This window comes from Bradyrhizobium sp. MV1.5, assembly GCF_055807615.1.
Map to the genome: position 1 here is coordinate 50,932 of NZ_JBVVPL010000012.1, position 17,784 is coordinate 68,715.

Below are 17,784 nucleotides of genomic sequence, written 5' to 3' on the forward strand. Positions count from 1 at the left end.
GCGCCGCTCGTCGGAACGAAGCCATGGGCTCACGGAGAGCAATCCGCCCTGCCCTTGGCCTCTCGCACCCGAACGCTGCCGCGTCCACCGCAAGCCCGGCTCGCGAACGTGACGACCACAAGATCGCCCCTCAAGGATGAGCCGGGATGGGCGACATATACGTCATTTCCGAATTTCGGTAAAGTGGAATATTTTTACGCGGGCGGATTGACAGAGGCGCGACACAGGCGAGGTCCCGTAGCCCGGATGGAGCGCAAGCGTAATCCGGGAAGGTGCGAAACACGGCGCGAGCGGCCCCGGATTGCGCTGCGCTCCATCCGGGCTACGAAGCCTCACTCCTTGGTTCGCACTGGCGTTCCGGCCGCCCAGGGGCCGCCTGCGACACTTCGAGTCCGCCGCGGACATAAAGACGCGACAATTGCGAGGCTTGTCGATTGCCCCTGCCCTGATTCCCCCTCCCCGGAGTTCCCATGTCTTCTGCCGACAGGCCAGCGACACGCCTTGCGACCAGGCTTGCCTTCCTCGTCGCGGGCTTCGGCATCTCGTGCTGGGCACCGCTGGTGCCGTTCGCGAAGGCGAGGCTCGCCGTCGACGACGGCATCCTCGGACTGCTCCTGCTCAGCCTCGGCATCGGCTCGGTCATCGCGATGGTTCTGACCGGCGTGCTGAGCGCGCGCTATGGCAGCAAGCCGATCATCATTGCGGGCGGGCTCGCTCTTGCCCTGGTCCTGCCTCTGCTGACAATCGCGAGCTCGCCCATGACGCTGGCGCTGGCACTGCTCGCATTTGGCGCCGCGCTTGGCTCCATCGACGTCGCCATGAACATCCACGCGGTTGAGGTGGAGCGCGCCGCGGGACGTCCGCTGATGTCCGGCTTCCACGCGCTGTTCAGCATCGGCGGCTTCGCCGGGGCCGCGCTCATGACCGCACTGCTCTCGCTGCAACTCGGTGCGCTCGCTTGCACGCTGATCTGCTCCGTCCTGATGCTGATCGCGATGCTGGCAGCCTGGCCGCGGCTGCTTCGCTCCGTGCAGGTGCAGGAAGGACCGCTGTTCGTGCTGCCGCATGGCGCCGTGCTCCTGCTCGCGCTGCTTTGCGCCATCACCTTCCTGGTCGAAGGCGCGATGCTTGATTGGGGCGCGTTGCTCGTCATCGGGGCGGGTCTCGTTTCCGAAGCGCAAGGCGGGATCGGCTACATCGTGTTCTCGGTCGCGATGACGATCGGGCGGCTCGCCGGCGACGCCGTCGTCGCACGCATCGGAGACCGCACGACATTGTTCTGGGGCAGCCTGATTGCGATCGCGGGTTTCGTGGTCCTGCTCACCGCTCCCCTCGTGGCGGTCGCCGTAGGCGGCTTCCTGCTCATCGGCCTCGGCGCATCGAACCTCGTGCCGGTGCTGTTCCGCCGGGCGGCGAGGCAGACGGTGATGCCCACCGGGCTCGCCGTCGCGGCGATCACGACCGCCGGCTACGCCGGCGTTCTCGTCGGCCCCGCCGGTGTCGGCTTCGTGGCACGTCTTGGCGGATTGCCGGTGGCGTTCTGGCTCCTGACCGCGCTGATGGGCCTCGTCACGCTGACGGCGCGTATTGTTACGCGCGCCGACAGCTGAGCGGCCTCACAAATTGCTCAGCCCGATCGATTTGATCAGGGGCGCGAGGCTTGCGGATGTGGCCTCCACGATGCGCTGGAATTTGTCCGGGCTTGAATCGTCGTCCGGCTCCATGCCCTGGGCGCGATAGCTCGCCAGAAGCGCCGTATCGGCCATGGCGAGCCGCGTCGCCTGCCCGATCCGGTCGATGATCGCATCGTCGGTGTGCTTGGGTGCGAACAGACCGAACCATCCCTCATACCGGATGCCGGGCATGCCGGATTCGACGGCGGTCGGGATCTCCGGCGCGCCGCTCAGCCGCGTTTCGGTGGTGACCGCGAGCAGCCTGACTTTCCCCGCTTGGGCCAGCTGCTGCAATTGAACGGACATGACGGCAATGACGAGCGATATCTGGCCGCTGACGAGGTCGTTGGTCGCCTGCGCAATGCCCCGATAGGGCACGTGGACGATGTCCAGCGCGCCGGCCTGCTGCTTGAAGGATTCGCCGACCAGATGGTTTCCGGTGGCGATCCCCGGCGTGCCATAGGACAGCTTTCCTGGATTGGCTTTCGCATAGGTGATCAACTCGCGCAGGTTTGCGGCAGGCACCGAAGGATTGACGGCGAAAACCAATGCGCTGTTGATCAGGCGGTAGATGGCGCGGAAATCGCCAACGGAATATCCGGGATTCGCCGACGTCATGGGAATGATGACCTGCGTGCTGCCGTTGCCGAGCAGCAGCGAATAGCCGTCGGGCTCCTCACGCGCGACCGCCGCGGTCCCGATGGCGCCGCCCGCGCCGCCGATATATTCGACGAAGGTCGGCCCGAGCAGCGACGACATCTTGTCCACCCAGGGGCGCGCGATCTGGTCACCCGATCCGCCGGCTCCGTAGGGAATCACCAGGCGAATGGGACGAGACGGATAGTCGGCGGCTTGTCCGCTGCGGGGAAGCGCGGCGAGCGCCGCTGCGCTTGTCAACGCGTGCACGAACTGTCGCCGCGTGAAAGAGGCCATGCTGGAAATTCCGGAAGTCGGCAGTCAATGTGGTGGCGGGACCGGCTCCCGGACGATGCCATCGCAGCAATCCGGCATGACAGTCAATGCTCCATCTGGGCGAGCCCCGGCGTCACCGCATTGTCACATCGGCCTAACTCTTTACTTTCCAAGCGTTATTCGGCGAGCGCGCCGACCCAAGCCGTCCACGCAGGGCTGCCAGCCCTGCCCACTGCTTTCGGCCAGTTTACTGTACGCCTCGTTCTGGTAGACGAGAAAGTAATACCTTTTGACTCCCTTCGAGGGGGCGATGGCGCGTGCCAGATCATAGCGAAGACTCGGCCATTTCCTTTGGGCCATTTCGACTGTTTCCGAAGTCCCGACTCTTGGAGAAGGAGGGCTCGCCGCTTCATGTCGGCGGCCGCGCGCTCGACATTCTCATCTTCCTTGCAGGACGCCCCGGAGAAGTCGTCGACAAGAGAGAGCTCGTCAAGCGCATCTGGGCCGGCGTTAATGTCGACGAGGGCAGCCTGCGCTTTCACGTCGCGGCGCTACGCAAGGCACTCGGCGACACCGGCAAGTCGGCCCGTTACGTCGTCAACGTGCCCGGCCGAGGCTATTGTTTTGTCGCCTCGTTCGCTCAAGCAGCTGCGCCGGCCGCACCGCTCCCGGCCGAAGCCGCTCCTCCCCGCTCGCTGCCCGCTCAGCTCACGAGGATGGTCGGCCGGGAAGATGTCATCGAGAAGATCTCGAACGGACTTTCGCTCTATCGCTTCATGACCGTCGTCGGCCCGGGCGGTATCGGCAAGACCTCGGTCGCGGTCACCGTCGGGCATCGCCGTTCCCAGGATTTCGCCGGGCGAGTCTTCTTTGTCGATTTCGGTCCGCTGAGGGATGCCAGTCACATCGCGACCACCATTGCTTCGGCGCTCGGACTGACCATCAGCGCGGAGGATCCGACGCCGGCCCTGCTGACGTTTCTCAAGACCGGCCCGGCCCTTCTGATCTTCGACAGTTGCGAACATGTGCTGGACAATCTGGCGCCGCTCGTCGAGCGCATCGTTCGCGAAGCACCGCAGCTTCGTGTTCTCGCAACCAGCCGCGAGTCGTTCCGGAGCGAAGGCGAGCGGATTTTCCGGCTGTTCCCGCTGGATTGTCCGCCCGAGCGCGAAGGGCTTGCCGTCGACGAGATCCTTGCCTACCCTGCGGCTCAACTCTTCGTGGAGCGCATTGCGCAGAGCTCGGGCCCGTTCCAGCTCAGCGCGGAAGAGGCCCCCCTCGTCGCGAGCATCTGCCGGCGCCTCGACGGCATCGCGCTGGCGATCGAGCTCGCGGCGGGCCGCGTCAATGCTTACGGCATCGCCGGGACGGCAACTCTGCTCGACAGCCGCTTTTCGCTGCAATGGCGGGGACGGCGCACCGCCGTGCCACGGCACCAGACGCTCGCAGCGGCTCTCGACTGGAGCTACGACCTTCTGCCTGCCGCGGAGAGCGCCACGCTGCGACGCCTGTCGGTCTTTGCCGGGCCTTTCGCGCCGGAGGCGGCTGCGGCGGTCGCGTCCGGTGACGGCCTCAACGCATCCGAGACTCTCGAAGCAATCGACAGCCTGGTAACCAAGTCGCTAATTTCGCCGTCCGGCTCGCGGACGCTGCGCTATCGGCTGCTCGACACCACGCGCACCTATGCATACGGAAAACTCAACGAGCTCGACGAAGCCAGGCAGTTCGCGCGGCGTCATGCCGAGCATTTTCGCGATTTATTCGAGCGCGCGGAGGCCGATATTTCGACGCCGCTGCCCGAATGGCTGAGCATCTATGGCGCGGAGCTGGACAATGTGCGTGCGGCGTTGGACTGGGCGTTCGGGCCCGACGGCGAGGCGAGGCTCGGTGTCGCGCTGACGGCGGCCGCGGTCACCCTGTGGGTGCGTCTCTCGCTGTTCGCGGAATGCCGTGAGCGCAGCAGAACGGCCCTCGCGGCGCTCGGAGACACCGCCGACGACGACCGCATCCGCATGCAGCTCCTGTCGGCGCTCGGCTGGTCGCTCATGTATGGCGAGGGTCGCGCGCGGGAGGCGCGACCGATCCTCGATACGACCCTCGAGCTGGCTGACAGGCTCGACGACAAGGATTTCAGGCTGCGCGCGCTCTGGGGCTTGTGCATCGACCAGTTCAACAACGGACAGTTCGGCAAGGCCCGTGCGCTCGCCGATCGCTTTGCGAACGCAGCTGCGAACTCGTCCGACAGGACCGATGTCATGCTGGGCGACCGGCTGATGGCCGTGGCGCTGCACTATCTCGGGGATCAGAACGAGGCTCGGCTGCGCATCGACCGGGTCAATGCATCGCTGCATGTACTGGCGGAGAAGCCGAAGATCTTCCCGCTCGATCTGAGAATCTCGACGCAATATTTTCGGGCTCGCATCCTGTGGCTTCAGGGCCTGGCCGATCAGGCACAGGCCCTCACGGCCAGAAACATCGAGGAAGGCCGCGCCAATGGCCACGCGCTGACCTTCTGCAGCGTACTCGGACAAGCCGCCTGTCCGATCGCCTTCTGGTCCGGCGATTTCGACGCCGCGGAGCGTCACGGCATCGAGCTGCTCGAACACACCGAGCGCCACGCCATCCGGCTGTGGGGCCTGTGGGCACGGGCCTTCAACGCCGCAGTCATGGTCAGGCGCGGCGACGTCACGACCGGCCTGCCGCTGCTGCGCGAGGAGCTCAATCGCGCCGGCGATGCGCGCTTCCTGCCGCGCTTTCTACCCCTGCTCGGCGAGCTCGCCGCGTGTTCCGGAGAGGCCGACCAGGTCGATCGCGGGCTCGACGTGATCGAGGATGTCCTGACCCGCTGCAACGACCGGCAGGAGCTCTGGTATCTGCCGGAGCTGATCCGCATCAAGGGAGAGTTGATGCTCAGGAGCGCCCGGCATTCAGAGGATGCCGAGACGGGCTTTCGCGAGGCCATGGACATTGCCGTCCAGCAAGGCGCGCGCTTCTGGGAGCTGCGAAGCGCGGTCAGCCTGGCGCGGTTGATGATCGGGGCTGGCCAGAGCGCGAACGCTCTGGCGGTTCTCGATCATGTCTGCGGAGCGTTTGCCGAGGGCTCAGACTTCGTCGATATGCGCGTTGCCCGCGATCTGGTCGCGCAATTGCGAACCTGAACGCGCGCTCACTAGCCTAGCCTGCCGCTGCAGCCCCGCGCCGCGGCAGCTTCCAGTCGGGGCGGATGAAGTGGCAGGTGTACCCGTCAGGATAACGTTCGAGATAATCCTGATGCTCCGGCTCGGCTTCCCAGAACTCGCCCGCGGGCGCGACTTCGGTCACGACCTTGCCAGGCCAGAAACCGGAGGCCTCGACGTCTGCGATCGTATCCCCGGCGATGCGCTTCTGTTCGTCGCTCGTATAAAAGATCGCCGAGCGATAGCTCGTGCCCAAATCATTGCCCTGACGGTTGAGCGTGGTCGGATCGTGGATCTGGAAGAAGAATTCCAGCATGGTCCGAAAGCTGGTCTTGGCGGGATCGAAGGTGATCTCGATCGCTTCGGCGTGGCCTTCGTGATTGCGGTAGGTGGCATTCTTCACCGCGCCGCCGGTGTAGCCGACGCGGGTGGCGACCACGCCCGGCTGCTTGCGGATCAGATCCTGCATGCCCCAGAAGCAGCCTCCGGCTAGAATTGCGCGTTCCGTTGTCATATCACCACTCCCGATTGATCCGTCTGTCCGTTCTGCATCCGTCGCATCCTATGCTTTTGGCGGCCGAGCCGAAAGCCGGGCATTTGTCCATCCAGTTCCTCTCATGGAGGCCAAAGCTTCCAGAACCGGATGGAGACACAATGAAAGCGCGCCCTACGTCAGTTTAGCGTCGAGCGTGATCGCGGCGTTGAGAACTTTCGACACCGGGCAGTTCTTCTCGGCCTCGCCGGCAATCCTGGCGAAACCTGCGTCGTCGAGGTTCGGCACCTTGGCACGCAACGTCAGCGCCGATTTGCTGATCTTGAAACCCTTGCCTTCCGGCTCGAGCGTGACCGCGGCTTCCGTCGAGAGTTCGTCCGGCGTGAAACCGGCGAGTTGCAGGCCGAAGGCCAGCGCCATGGTGAAACAGCCGGCATGGGCCGCAGCGATCAATTCCTCGGGATTGGTGCCCTTCTCGTTCTCGAAGCGCGTCTTGAACGAATAAGGTGTTGCGGCGAGCACGCCAGATTCACTCGATAGCTGACCAGTGCCATCGCGGCCGGTGCCCTTCCAGACTGCTGTTGCCTTGCGGATCATCTCAATTCTCCTTGCTGATTTTTTTAGCACCGGCACTCGATACCGGACGAAAGCGACATTGGCACGGCCGCCTGTCGCCATTCCAACCGGTCGAACGCCGTAACAGTTCCGCTAGCCACCGATCTGTCCGACGTGGAAGCCGAGCCGGTTCTCGACGTCGCCAGCGCGGTGGAAACCGCGCGCCATCAGCGCCTTGATGCGGGCCTGGCTCGCGGGGCGGTTGAGCGAAGCCAGGAAGGCGTCCCATTCCGGCTTGATCTCGACATCCGGCGGCAGGCTCGCGACGTCGACGAGGCGCTTGGTCTCGGCAATCGCCTCCTTGTCAAAGGACGCGATGCGCATGGCCAGCGCCTCGACGAAGCCGTCGAGCTCGGCATCCGGCAACGACCGGTTCACATAGCCGTAACGTTCGGCGAGATCGCCGTGGATGTCGTCGGCGCCGAGCAGAACTTCGAGCGCACGGCCGCGGCCCATCAGGCGCGGCAATCGCGCCATCGGCCCGCCGCCGGGCACCAGGCCCGCACCGACCTCCCATTGCGACAGGATCGCCTTTTCGCGGCTGGCAAAGCGCATGTCACTCGCGAGCGCGAGCTCGCTGCCGACGCCGGTCGCGCGGCCCCTGATGGAGGCAATGGAGACGACCGGCGCGCGGCTGAGACGCACCAGCATGTCGGGCAGTGCCTGCAGGCCGGTCGGCTCGGGCGGGATACGAAGCGAATCCTCCAGCGGCGCGAGGAAGTCGTAGTGGGTAATGAAGAAGCCCTCGACGGCGCTGTCGAACACCACGACCTTCACCTCAGGATCGGTCTCGATCGCCGTGACGACGTCGTCGAGAAGCGGGAGCTGCTTGGGGCCGAAGATATTGACCGGGGGCATGTCGAAGGTGACACGCCAATAGGACGGCAGCCGACGTTCCAGGCGGATTTCGTTGGTCGTGAAGGTGCGTTCGGGGCGGTTCATGATTGGATTCCTGGTCTGTGGGGAAAGAGGGGAACGCGCGGAAGTGCGCGTCCCCGCAGGTCTCAGATCGACTGACGCAGCGGTCGGAAGGCGGCGCGCATTTCCGCGCAGAACAACGCTGGCTGCTCCCACGCCGCGAAATGGCCGCCCTTGTCGAGGCGGTTGTAATGCATCAGCTTCGGATAGGCCTTCTCGGTCCAGCTGCGCGGGGCGGCGTAGATCTCGTCCGGGAAGACGCTGACGGCGACCGGGATCTTGATGTGCTTGGGCTCGAAGAACACCAGCTTGTTCTCCCAGTACAGCCGCGCCGAGGACACCGCGGTGTTGGTGAGCCAATAGAGCGTGATGTTGTCGATTACGTCGTCGCGCGACAGCCCTTCCGTCTTGCCGTCGAACACCCGAGCAATCATCGCGGTGCTGCGCGCATCATGGTCGAGCATCCAGGACGCGAGGCCCGCCGGCGAATCCACCAGGCCATAGAGCGTCTGCGGCCGGTTCGACATCTCGATCGCGTAACCGAGACCGTGCTTGTAGAAGTCATCGAGCTGATCGTAGGCGTAACGCTCGTCGGCCGAGAGGTTCGACGGCCGCGATCCGCCGGGCTGAAGCGCCCTGGCGATGTCGTCCGGAACGGTCGCGGGCATGTTGGTGTGGATGCCGAGCAGCTCGGGCGGCGCCATCACGGCCATCTGCTCCGTCACGGCATTGCCCCAATCGCCGCCTTGCGCGACATAGCGGTTGTAGCCGAGCCGCTTCATCAGCACGGTCCAGGCGCGCGCGACGCGCTGAGGGTCCCAGCCCAGCTCCGTCGGCTTGCCGGAGAAGCCGTGACCGGGCAGCGAGGGGATCACGAGATCGAAGGCGTCCGCCGCCGTCGCGCCATGTGCGGCGGGGTCGGTGAGCGGGCCGACGATCTTCATCTGCTCGATGATCGAACCGGGCCAGCCATGCGTGACGATCATCGGCAGCGCGTTTTCGTGACGCGAGCGAACGTGAATAAAGTGGATGTCGACGCCGTCGATCTCGGTGACAAATTGCGGCAAGGCGTTCAGCCGCGCCTCGATCTTGCGCCAGTCGTAGTCGTTCCGCCAATAGTTCACGAGCTGCTGCACCGTCTTCAGCTGCACGCCCTGCGATTGATCGGCAACGATCTCACGATCCGGCCAGCGCGTCGCCGCGAGACGGCGGCGAAGTTCGAGCAGATCCTGCTCGGGCACGCTGACGTGGAACGGGCGAACCGCGCCACTCACGCCAGCCTTGGCGGAATGCAGCGGCAGCAAGCTCGATACGCCTGCGGCAACCGCGGTCATCGCGGCCTGGCCCAACAGTTGACGGCGGTCTGGATTGAGAATGTCGGTACGTGCTTGCGTGGTCATGTTCGATCTCCCTGATTTTGGTCGGTGACGCTGACCGAATTCGACATCAACGCCTCGGTTCGTCATGCAGAGAGATTGGCGCAGGCCTTGGCAATTTGCTCGTTATGGGTTGTTAGACCGCGTTAGCGGTTGCGAGCCGCGCAACACAGAGGCGAGCGATCGGCGATCCACGAAGCTCGCGGCCAAAGCAACACGGCACGCGATGAACTCATTCATCGCGCGCCGCGTCGACTTGCATCAGTCGGAGAATCCGTGCTGTCCCACTCAGGACGGCAGCGGCTGGCCCGCCTGCTCGCGGACGATATAATCGGCGTACCAATCGGCCCAGTTCTCATCGTGCCCGCCGGTCCGCTTTTCGTGCTCGCCATGGGCCGCCGCCGCGCGGCGCACTGCCGCGGCCAGCGCAGCCTGCGAAGCGAATGTCGTACCGTCGCCCGCGATCCGTCCCGGCAATCGCGTCGTGACCTCCTGGAACAGCCAGCCATTGCCGTCGGGATCGCTGAACGAGGCATATGAGCCGTAGCTGCCGCGCTTCGGATCAGCACCGCTGACCCGAACGCTGCCGGAGAGATAAGGCTCGTCGGTTCCCGCGTGAACATCGCCGGCGCCATGGAATGGCGCGCTGACCTCGATGCCGCGGTCGAGCAGATCCTTTCGCGCCGCCTCCAGATCGGAGACGATCAGGTAAAGGCCTCGCACCGAGCCCGGCGCTGCCGCGGTCACGTTCCTGCCGAAGATCACCGAGCAGGCCGAGCCTGGCGGCGTGAACTGGATCACGCGCCAATCATCGCCGGAGGCAAAATCGGCGTCCAATCGCCAGCCGAGACGCGCGTAGAAGGCCTTGGCGCGATCGACATCGGACACGGGGATCACGATCACCTCGAGCCTCTGATCAACGCCACGCAATGTCGAACGCTTGTTCGCAGACTTGTTGGAAGGATCGGCCGCGGCGTCGCGGTCGATTTCGGTAGTGGCCATGTCGAACTCCCTGGGTTGGATCTAAGACGAACTTCAAGCAGCAGCGATCGGCATCACGATCGTTACGCGTGTGCCGTCTTCTCCCGCTTCGCCCTGCAGCCGGGCGTGAATGCTGCGTGCGAGTCCTTCGAGAATCCGGCTGCCGGTGCCCTGAAGCGGCCCGGTCGCGCCGATCCCGTTGTCTGTTACCGTGCAGAACCAGGCGCCATCGCGATTGGCCATGTCGATGCGGATCATTGCGTCATTCCTGTTCGGGAAGGCGTGCTTGGCCGCATTCGTCACCAGCTCCGTCAGCATCAGCGCAAGCCGGTGGCATTGCGACGCCGGCAGCGTGCCGTTCTCGATCGCCGCCTCGCAGCGGATGCCCGCTGGCTCCAGGACCGCCTCGGAAATCGCTCCGCACAGATTTTCGAAAAAGGCCGCCACCGGGATCGCCGTATGGTCGTCATTGTCGGACAGGAGTTGATAGAGCCTTCCGAAGGCGACGATCCGCCGCTCGAGCCGGTCCGCTGCAAGCGACACATCCCTGGTACCCGTTCGGGTGAAATCGCGGCGGACTGACGCACCCAGTATCGTCAGCGTGTTCTTCATCCGATGGTGGGATTCCCGCAGCACGAGCTCCCAGTCACGCGACTGATCGTCTAAACTGGCCACAAATTGAGATCGAACGACGTCGTCATTCGGCCGAGCATTGAAACCGGACATCGTAGCCTCCCCGTTGGAACTAACGCCAAACTCGGAACGGATACTGGATGCAGTTCGCGCGCATTGCTCGTTAGACGTTGCAAGATTCTGTTATGATGAGGGTACGACGACCGGACTCCGAGCCGTAAGCTTGGCCGTCAAGCACGCCGCCGGGTTGCCCGATCGCTTCGCAAGATGTTGGCGTTTAAGCCAATTTGATAGGGATCGCCGCGAGAGCCGGCCAATTGCCGGCGCCCCACGCGATTTCGCCACTTTCGGCCAGTTTACTCTGGGTTCCCTTCTGGTAGATCAAAGTGCAGAGTTCAGCTCTTTCACTGGAATGATTGGCCCGTGCCGGACACTAACGACCAGGATTCGGCCATTGCTTTCGGGCCATTCCGGCTGTTCGCAAAGACGCGGCTGCTCGAGAAGGACGGCGCCCCGGTTCACCTCGGCGGCCGTGCGCTCGACATTCTCGTTTTTCTCGCCGAGCGCGCCGGCGAGGTCGTGGACAAGCGTGAGTTGATCCGGCGGGTCTGGTCCGACGTGAATGTGGACGAAGGCAGCCTGCGCTTTCACATCACGACACTGCGCAAGGCCTTGGGCGATGCGGGCGAAGGCTCCCGCTACGTGGTCAACGTCCCCGGACGGGGTTATTGCTTCACGGCCGCGCTGCTCCGGGCCGCCCCGTCGGAGAACCGGACCAGCCTGCCCGTTGCTGGGCCGCGCTCGCTGCCCTCGCCGCTTTCGAAGATGATCGGGCGGGACGATGCGGTCGCGAAAATCTCCGCCGAGCTTGCGCAACATCGCTTCGTCACGATCGTCGGCCCCGGCGGGATCGGCAAGACTTCGGTCGCACTGGCGGTCGCGCATCGCGAGTTCCAGGCCTTCGACGGCCATGTGTGTTTTGTCGATTTCGGCGCACTGAGGGAGACCCGGCTCGTTGCGGGAACGATTGCGGCCGCGTTGGGCCTGACCGTCAATTCCGACGACCCGATGCCGGGATTGCTGACGTTCCTGCGCAACCGGCGGATGCTGCTGGTCTTCGACAGTTGCGAGCACATCCTCGACGATCTCGCCCCTCTCGCCGAGCGTATCGTCCGGGAAGCGGGCGGGCTGCATATTCTCGCCACCAGCCGCGAATCCTTCCGCGCCGAAGGTGAGCGTGTCCATCGGCTGTTTCCACTGGATTGCCCGCCACAGCGCGACGGACTCGGCATCGCCGACATCCTTGCCTATCCCGCAACTCAGCTCTTCGTGGAACGCATTGCAGAGAGCCTCAGCGAATTCGAGCTCAGCGAAGAGGATGCGCCGCTTGTGGCCGATATCTGCCGTCGGCTCGACGGCATCGCGCTCGCGATCGAGCTCGCGGCCGGGCGTGTGAACGCCTATGGCATTGCCGGGACCGCCTCGCTGCTCGACAGCCGTTTCTCGTTGCTCTGGCGCGGGCGGCGCACCGCTGTCCCGCGGCACCACACCCTGAGTGCGGCGCTCGCCTGGAGCTATGATTTGCTGCCGCCAACCGAAAGCGCAACACTGCGCGGATTGTCGGCGTTCGTCGGGCCGTTCACGCTGGAAGCCGCGCTTGCGGTTGCATCCTGTCAGGGCATCGGCGAGGCAGAAGCCGCCGAGGCGATCTCCAATCTACTTTCCAAATCGCTGATCGCGACCTCGCCTGCGGAGCGGCGGCTGCGCTATCGCCTGCTCGACACCACACGTGCCTTCGTCGCGGACAAGCTCGTCGAGAACGGCGACGCTGACCGCGTCGCACGCGCCCACGCCGAATATTTCCGCGACTTCCTGCGCGACATCGCCGTCAAATCCACGGGCATGCAGACGGCGGGCGGCTTCCTTCCCTATGCCGACCACCTGCCCAATGTCCGGGCCGCGCTGACCTGGAGCTTTTCAGATGGCGGGGACCGAACGATCGGCGTGGATCTGGCGGCATCAGCGGCCCAGTTCTTCCTTGAGCTGACATTGCTGACGGAATGCTACCGCTGGATTCAACAGGCGCTGGCGTCCCTCGACGCGAGCGCGGTGGATGGCCGCAATGAAATGATCTTGCAGGCGGCGCTCGGCGTCTCCGCGATGTTCACGCAGGGCAATACCGAAGCGGTCCGCTCGGCATTCACGCGCAGTCTCCAGCTTGCCCGGGAGCTCCAGGATCTGCACTGGCAGCTCTGGCTGCTGCGCGGACTACACATCTACCTCACCAGGGTCGGGGATTTTCACGGAGCGCTCGGAACCGGCGAACAGGGCGAGAGCGTCGCGCGGAAGCTGAACGATCCTGCCAGCACGCTGAACGTCGAATGGATGTTGGGCGTCGCGCATCATTTGATCGGCAACCAGGACAAGGCGGTGCAGCTCTGCGAGAGCGCGATGCTGCATAATCCCGGCTCGCAGCGGCTGAATATCGGGCATCTCGGCTATGACGACCGCATCGTCGCACTGGTGGCGCTGGCGCGCGGGCTTTGGCTCACCGGCCGGCCCGATCGTGCGATCGAGGCGTCCCGATACACCATTCGCGAAGCCGAGCTGCTCGAACAGCCGCTCACTCTCGGTATTTCCTTGATCTGGACCATCTACGTGTTCCTCTGGGTCGGCGACTTGGCCAATGCGGAAATCCTGATCGAGCGACTGATCGATCATTCCGCGCGGCACTTCCTCGGGCCCTATCATGCGGTCGGCATCGGCCAGAAGGGTGAGCTGCTGCTTCGCCGCGGCGACGCCGCCGCCGGCATCGAGCATCTCCGCCGCAGCCAGGCTACGCTGTACGCGACGCGACACCGGATCATGACCACGGTGTTTGCGACCGCGCTCGCGGAGGGACTCGTGGCGCAGAACCTGGCCGACGAAGCCTTGCAGACCATCAATGGTGCCATCGCGGAAATCCCCGCTCACGGTGAATCCTTCGACATGCCCGAGATGCTCAGGGTCAAGGGCGACATCCTCGCCCGGTCGGGCAATGCCGCGGAGGCCGAAAGCTGTTTCCGGGACTCGCTCGATCTGTCACGCCGCCAATGCGCGCTCGGCTGGGAGCTGCGGGGGGCCATCAGTCTCGGCCGGGTCTGGCGCCAGGCCGGAAAAGCCGGAGACGCACGCGCCCTGCTCGCCCCGCTGGTCGCGCGCTACCAGGAGGGCCTCCAGACCCGTGATCTCGTCGCGGCCAGGGAGCTCCTTGCGGCGCTGAATTGACAATATCTTCAACGGGATACCACAAGAATTTCCGCTCGCAACTCCTAACAAATTCTAACACGCCAAGCCGCATCCGCCCCGCCATGGTGGTGGCACTTCATGGTGGATATGGCGGGACATGGCGCTTCTTGACGATGTAATTGATGCCAGCGGCGGAATGGCCCGCTGGAATAGCTTGAGCCGGTTCACGCTTCACCTCTCCGTCGCCGGAACGCTGTTCTCCAGCACCGGACATGCCAGCGAATTCAAGGACGTGACGGCGGAGGGCTCGACCCGCACGCAGTCGGTCCGCTTCACCGGCATCACCGGAGGCGAACACTCCGGCTCTTTTCAGCCGGACGCGATCACGATCGAAAGCCTCGAGGGTGAGATCCTGCGGACCTGGCGCAATCCAAGCCTTGCGTTCACCGAGGCCGGTTCGCCCACGCTGGTGGACGAACTGCATCTCGTCTTCTTCTGCGGCGTCGCGATCTGGAATTATCTGACCAATCCATTCCTGCTCGCTCATCCCGATGTCGTGGTGGAAGAACTGCCACCATGGCAGGAGAACAACGAGTCATGGCGGAGGTTGCGGGCGCAGTTCCCGCCGGGCCTGATCACGCTCGCGCCCGAGCAGATCTTCTATTTCGACGACAACGCGTTGCAACGGCGGACCGATCACGATCTCTTTGGAATGAAGGTCGCGCATTACTCCTGGGCCCATGACAGCTTCGGCGGCATTGTGGTGCCGACACTCCGACGCGCGCAGACGCTGCGGCCCGACGGAACCGTGGTCGCCAAGCCCGTGCTGATGGATGTCGAGATCTTTGACGCCGTCTTCGAGTAGCGGCACGCGCGATTCGCTTCGACTGGTCAGGTCGCCGGCTCGTTCAGCATGCCCCGTGCAGCAATGAGATCGGCGGTCTCGAACCCTTCCGAGAACCGGGCATAGGTTTGAGCGAGCTGTTCGAGCGGACTTTGCCCGCGCTGCCGGACTCGAAGCCGCGCCAGCGACATCTCGGCTCGCAGCCGCCAGGACAATGCGCCCTGCTGTTCGGCGAGCGAGATCGAGGCGACAAGATCTGCCTCGGCCGCGTCGAGATTGCCGCCATGGGCCTCCAGCTCTCCCCGCAGACGGAGCAGCTCGGGCATGTCGAAGGCGCCGCCTTCCTGCTCGACCCGCACAATGGTTTCGTGAAGAACCTGAATGCCTTCCGCCAACCGTCCCAAGGTGACCAAACCTTGGGACAGATCCGCGGCGAACGCCGAGGCATAGAGCTCGTAGCGATCGGCGTGCAGGCGTGGAAGCGCACTCCGCATCAGGTCGACGCCGCCGGCGACCTCGCCTCGAGCGATCATGCTCTGCGCCCGAAAACCCGCAGCGACGGCTTCGTAGGGCACGAGTCCGTGCATGCTCGCATGCGCGGCCAGACGACCGGTCATGGCCTCGACTGACGACCAGTCGCCGAGCCAGCCGAACACCGAAGCGGACCAGCATAATGCGATACAATGCATGACCACGTCATGCGGCGCTGAAGCGCCGACAAGCGGCCGGACGCATTCAAGCGCGCGATCGGGAAAGCCGCGCAGCCATAGCACACGCGCAAGCGGAATCTGCGGTGTGCGTGAATAGGCGAAGTGCCCGGGTTGGGTCCCGCGGAGCGCAGCGTCGTCGCGCAGGCCCTGGTCGAGATGGGCTTGCGCCTCGGCCTGATCTCCGGCGAGGTGATATGACACGCCGAGCAGCGCTTTGCTCCCGGCGATGCCCGCGGTATCGCCGATCACGCGGGCAATCCGCTCGGCGTGAAGCGCAGTCGGCACCAGATGCCGATAGCGACCGGTCCGGCGGTAGAACATATTGAGCCGGGACAGCAACCTGAATGTGTTGGCGTGATCGGAAAGCGCTTCCGCTATCTCCAGCCCGCGCCTGAGCGCCGCTTCCGCCTGCTCGCTGTTGCGCTCGGTAAACATGAAGGCGTGACCGAGCGTCGACTGAAGTTCGAGCTCCCATGCGCCGCCCCGGTCGGCCTCGTCGAGCATTGTGAGTGCGCGATCGGACCAGATGCGCGCCTCGTTCAGCAAATTGAGTTCGACGAACAGCCTTGTGCAGCTGCCGGCGAGCGGCACGCGCAAGCCGGCGCCCTCGTCGTTGGCATAAATCCATTGCAGCGCAGCGCGGGCATCGGCGAGCAGGCTCGCGCGTTCCTGCAATCGCGACGCATGATCGCTGCCCTCCTTGTCCTTCATGCCCGCTTCGAGCGTGCATTGAACATAGAGAGCGTGACGGTGCGCGATCTGCGCCAGCTGTCCGCCGTCGGCCAATTTTTGCAGGGCATAGGCACGCGTTGCGTCGAGCAGGCGATAGCGCCGCGATGCGCCGTCCGGCTGGGTGAAAACCAGCGACTTCACCACGAGTTGCTCCAGCGCCTCGACGACCCGATCCTCCGGCATCTCCGCCCCGGCCGCGACTGCTATCGCGCCCTTCAACGTGAAGTGACCTGCGAAGACGGCGAGGCGCTGAAACACGATCCGCTCGCTCTCGCCGATCAGACCGAAACTCCAGTCGAGCGTGGCGCCGAGTGTCTGCTGCCGCGGCGGCGCCGTCCGCCGCCCGCGCCATTCGAGCTGCAGCCGGTTGTCGAGCAGCGCCGCCATCTCGCGCAGTCCATAGAGACCGACGCGTGCGGCAGCCAGCTCGATCGCCAGCGCGATGCCATCGAGCTTGCCGCAAATCCGGGCCAGGACTTCGGCATCCTCGTCGGTGATGTCGTCGCGATGCCCCGCCGCGACGGCCCGATCGACGAACAGGCGCACAGCGGGATAGGCCAGCACCTCGCCGGCACTGAGGCGGGTGCCTTGGGGCGGCCCCGGGAGCGAAACGAGCTCGAAAATCTGCTCGCCTTCCACCAGCAGCGACTCACGGCTGGTTGCGAGGATGACGATGCCCGGCGCCTCCCGGTAGATATTTTCTGCAAGACGCGCGACCTCCTCGATGACGTGCTCGCAGCTGTCGAGCACGAGAAGCAGCCGCCGGCCGCGTAGGAAATTGACGATGCTGGCCGAGGGATCATCGTGGTGCACGACGAGCCCCAACGCGGCAGCAACCGTGCTCGCGACCAGGGCCGCGTCCTTGAGCGGACCAAATTCGAGGAAATGGACGTTGCCGTCGAACCTTTCGCACATCTCGTGCGCGAGCGCGGTCGCAACGGTGGTCTTGCCGATGCCGCCCGGCCCTCGCAGCGTGACGAAGCGATCGCGGAGCAAGCGCGCCGCCAACTCGGCCACAGCGTCCTCCCGCCCGACCATCCGGTCCAATCGGCGCGGCAGCGACGGTGGCGGCGAGCCCCTTACAGGCGCACGCGACGCCGGCGCAGACACCTCCGCGCGCTCGCCACGCCGCACGGGCGCGACGAAGCAATAGCCCCGGCCCGGAATGGTGGTGATGTAGCGGGCACCATCCTTTCCGTCGCCGAGCACCTTGCGTAGCTCCGCAACGTGGACGCGCAGGCTGATCTCCTCGACGGAGAGCCCGGACCACGCATAGCCGAGAATCTCGTCCTTCGGGACCACTTCGCCGGCGCGGCTGACCAGCAGGCGCAAAATATCCATCGCGCGGCTGCCGAGCCTGACCGGCAAGCCATCCTTCTCCAGCAGCCGCGACCGAAGCGAAAATGGCCCGAACGCGACGGTATCGAAATCGAGCATCGTCGCGGCCTCGCTGCCGCGGGGGCCGTGTCCCGCCGAGAGCTCGGTCACTTCTG

At 64.9% G+C, this 17,784-nt stretch carries 12 protein-coding genes; 4 read left to right on the forward strand and 8 right to left on the reverse strand.

The annotated features are described in order from the left end of the window. Positions 1 to 470: 470 nt before the first annotated feature. Positions 471 to 1,610, forward strand: a complete 1,140-nt coding sequence (locus AC0L2J_RS14120; RefSeq protein ID WP_007613023.1) for an MFS transporter — start codon at positions 471 to 473, stop codon at positions 1,608 to 1,610. Positions 1,611 to 1,616: 6 nt separating this feature from the next. On the opposite strand, the gene AC0L2J_RS14125 is transcribed toward AC0L2J_RS14120, so the two are convergent. Next, on the reverse strand, positions 1,617 to 2,606 hold the full coding sequence (locus tag AC0L2J_RS14125) for a Bug family tripartite tricarboxylate transporter substrate binding protein (protein ID WP_473390782.1): 990 nt from the start codon (positions 2,604 to 2,606) through the stop codon (positions 1,617 to 1,619). Positions 2,607 to 2,902: 296 nt separating this feature from the next. On the opposite strand from AC0L2J_RS14125, the gene AC0L2J_RS14130 reads away from it, so the two are divergent. Next, entirely contained in the window at positions 2,903 to 5,743 is a 2,841-nt protein-coding gene (locus AC0L2J_RS14130; protein WP_473390786.1) for an ATP-binding protein, read from the forward strand. Between the two features lie 16 nt (positions 5,744 to 5,759). Here the strand turns inward: AC0L2J_RS14130 and msrA are convergent, their stop codons facing one another. The 6 genes from msrA to AC0L2J_RS14160 form a co-directional block, all read right to left on the reverse strand. After that, the gene (gene msrA / locus AC0L2J_RS14135) at positions 5,760 to 6,275 is read right to left on the reverse strand and encodes a peptide-methionine (S)-S-oxide reductase MsrA (protein ID WP_063995393.1); all 516 of its coding nucleotides are present in this window, start codon (positions 6,273 to 6,275) and stop codon (positions 5,760 to 5,762) included. Between the two features lie 153 nt (positions 6,276 to 6,428). Further along, complete coding sequence (locus tag AC0L2J_RS14140) at positions 6,429 to 6,851, reverse strand: OsmC family protein (protein ID WP_007601290.1); 423 nt, start codon at positions 6,849 to 6,851, stop codon at positions 6,429 to 6,431. 111 nt (positions 6,852 to 6,962) lie between these two features. After that, positions 6,963 to 7,811: an enoyl-CoA hydratase/isomerase family protein gene (locus AC0L2J_RS14145; protein WP_473390792.1), complete on the reverse strand. Its 849-nt coding sequence runs from the start codon at positions 7,809 to 7,811 to the stop codon at positions 6,963 to 6,965. 62 nt (positions 7,812 to 7,873) lie between these two features. Beyond that, positions 7,874 to 9,187, reverse strand: coding sequence for an epoxide hydrolase family protein (locus AC0L2J_RS14150; RefSeq protein ID WP_473390796.1), 1,314 nt, complete (start codon positions 9,185 to 9,187; stop codon positions 7,874 to 7,876). A gap of 264 nt (positions 9,188 to 9,451) precedes the next feature. Continuing rightward, positions 9,452 to 10,165 (reverse strand): VOC family protein, encoded by a 714-nt coding sequence (locus AC0L2J_RS14155; RefSeq protein ID WP_473390798.1) that lies wholly within the window; start codon positions 10,163 to 10,165, stop codon positions 9,452 to 9,454. A 33-nt stretch (positions 10,166 to 10,198) separates the two neighbouring features. Then, positions 10,199 to 10,870 (reverse strand): sensor histidine kinase, encoded by a 672-nt coding sequence (locus AC0L2J_RS14160; RefSeq protein ID WP_007613045.1) that lies wholly within the window; start codon positions 10,868 to 10,870, stop codon positions 10,199 to 10,201. 330 nt (positions 10,871 to 11,200) lie between these two features. Between AC0L2J_RS14160 and AC0L2J_RS14165 the strand changes: the two genes are divergently transcribed. Continuing rightward, the gene (locus AC0L2J_RS14165) at positions 11,201 to 14,044 is read left to right on the forward strand and encodes an ATP-binding protein (protein ID WP_473390804.1); all 2,844 of its coding nucleotides are present in this window, start codon (positions 11,201 to 11,203) and stop codon (positions 14,042 to 14,044) included. A 118-nt stretch (positions 14,045 to 14,162) separates the two neighbouring features. Next, positions 14,163 to 14,870 (forward strand): hypothetical protein, encoded by a 708-nt coding sequence (locus AC0L2J_RS14170; protein ID WP_473250227.1) that lies wholly within the window; start codon positions 14,163 to 14,165, stop codon positions 14,868 to 14,870. Between the two features lie 26 nt (positions 14,871 to 14,896). Here AC0L2J_RS14170 and AC0L2J_RS14175 read toward each other — a convergent pair whose 3' ends face one another. Next, positions 14,897 to 17,779 (reverse strand): ATP-binding protein, encoded by a 2,883-nt coding sequence (locus AC0L2J_RS14175; protein ID WP_473390807.1) that lies wholly within the window; start codon positions 17,777 to 17,779, stop codon positions 14,897 to 14,899. Positions 17,780 to 17,784 lie beyond the last annotated feature (5 nt).

Excerpts from the sequence above, each read along its gene's own strand:
- AC0L2J_RS14140 (WP_007601290.1), bottom strand. The coding sequence starts at position 6,851 with ATGATCCGCAAGGCAACAGCAGTCTGGAAGGGCACCGGCCGCGATGGC.
- AC0L2J_RS14155 (WP_473390798.1), bottom strand. The coding sequence starts at position 10,165 with ATGGCCACTACCGAAATCGACCGCGACGCCGCGGCCGATCCTTCCAAC.
- AC0L2J_RS14145 (WP_473390792.1), bottom strand. The coding sequence starts at position 7,811 with ATGAACCGCCCCGAACGCACCTTCACGACCAACGAAATCCGCCTGGAA.
- AC0L2J_RS14150 (WP_473390796.1), bottom strand. The coding sequence starts at position 9,187 with ATGACCACGCAAGCACGTACCGACATTCTCAATCCAGACCGCCGTCAA.
- AC0L2J_RS14125 (WP_473390782.1), bottom strand. The coding sequence starts at position 2,606 with ATGGCCTCTTTCACGCGGCGACAGTTCGTGCACGCGTTGACAAGCGCA.
- msrA (WP_063995393.1), bottom strand. The coding sequence starts at position 6,275 with ATGACAACGGAACGCGCAATTCTAGCCGGAGGCTGCTTCTGGGGCATG.
- AC0L2J_RS14160 (WP_007613045.1), bottom strand. The coding sequence starts at position 10,870 with ATGTCCGGTTTCAATGCTCGGCCGAATGACGACGTCGTTCGATCTCAA.
- AC0L2J_RS14170 (WP_473250227.1), top strand. The coding sequence starts at position 14,163 with ATGGCGCTTCTTGACGATGTAATTGATGCCAGCGGCGGAATGGCCCGC.
- AC0L2J_RS14120 (WP_007613023.1), top strand. The coding sequence starts at position 471 with ATGTCTTCTGCCGACAGGCCAGCGACACGCCTTGCGACCAGGCTTGCC.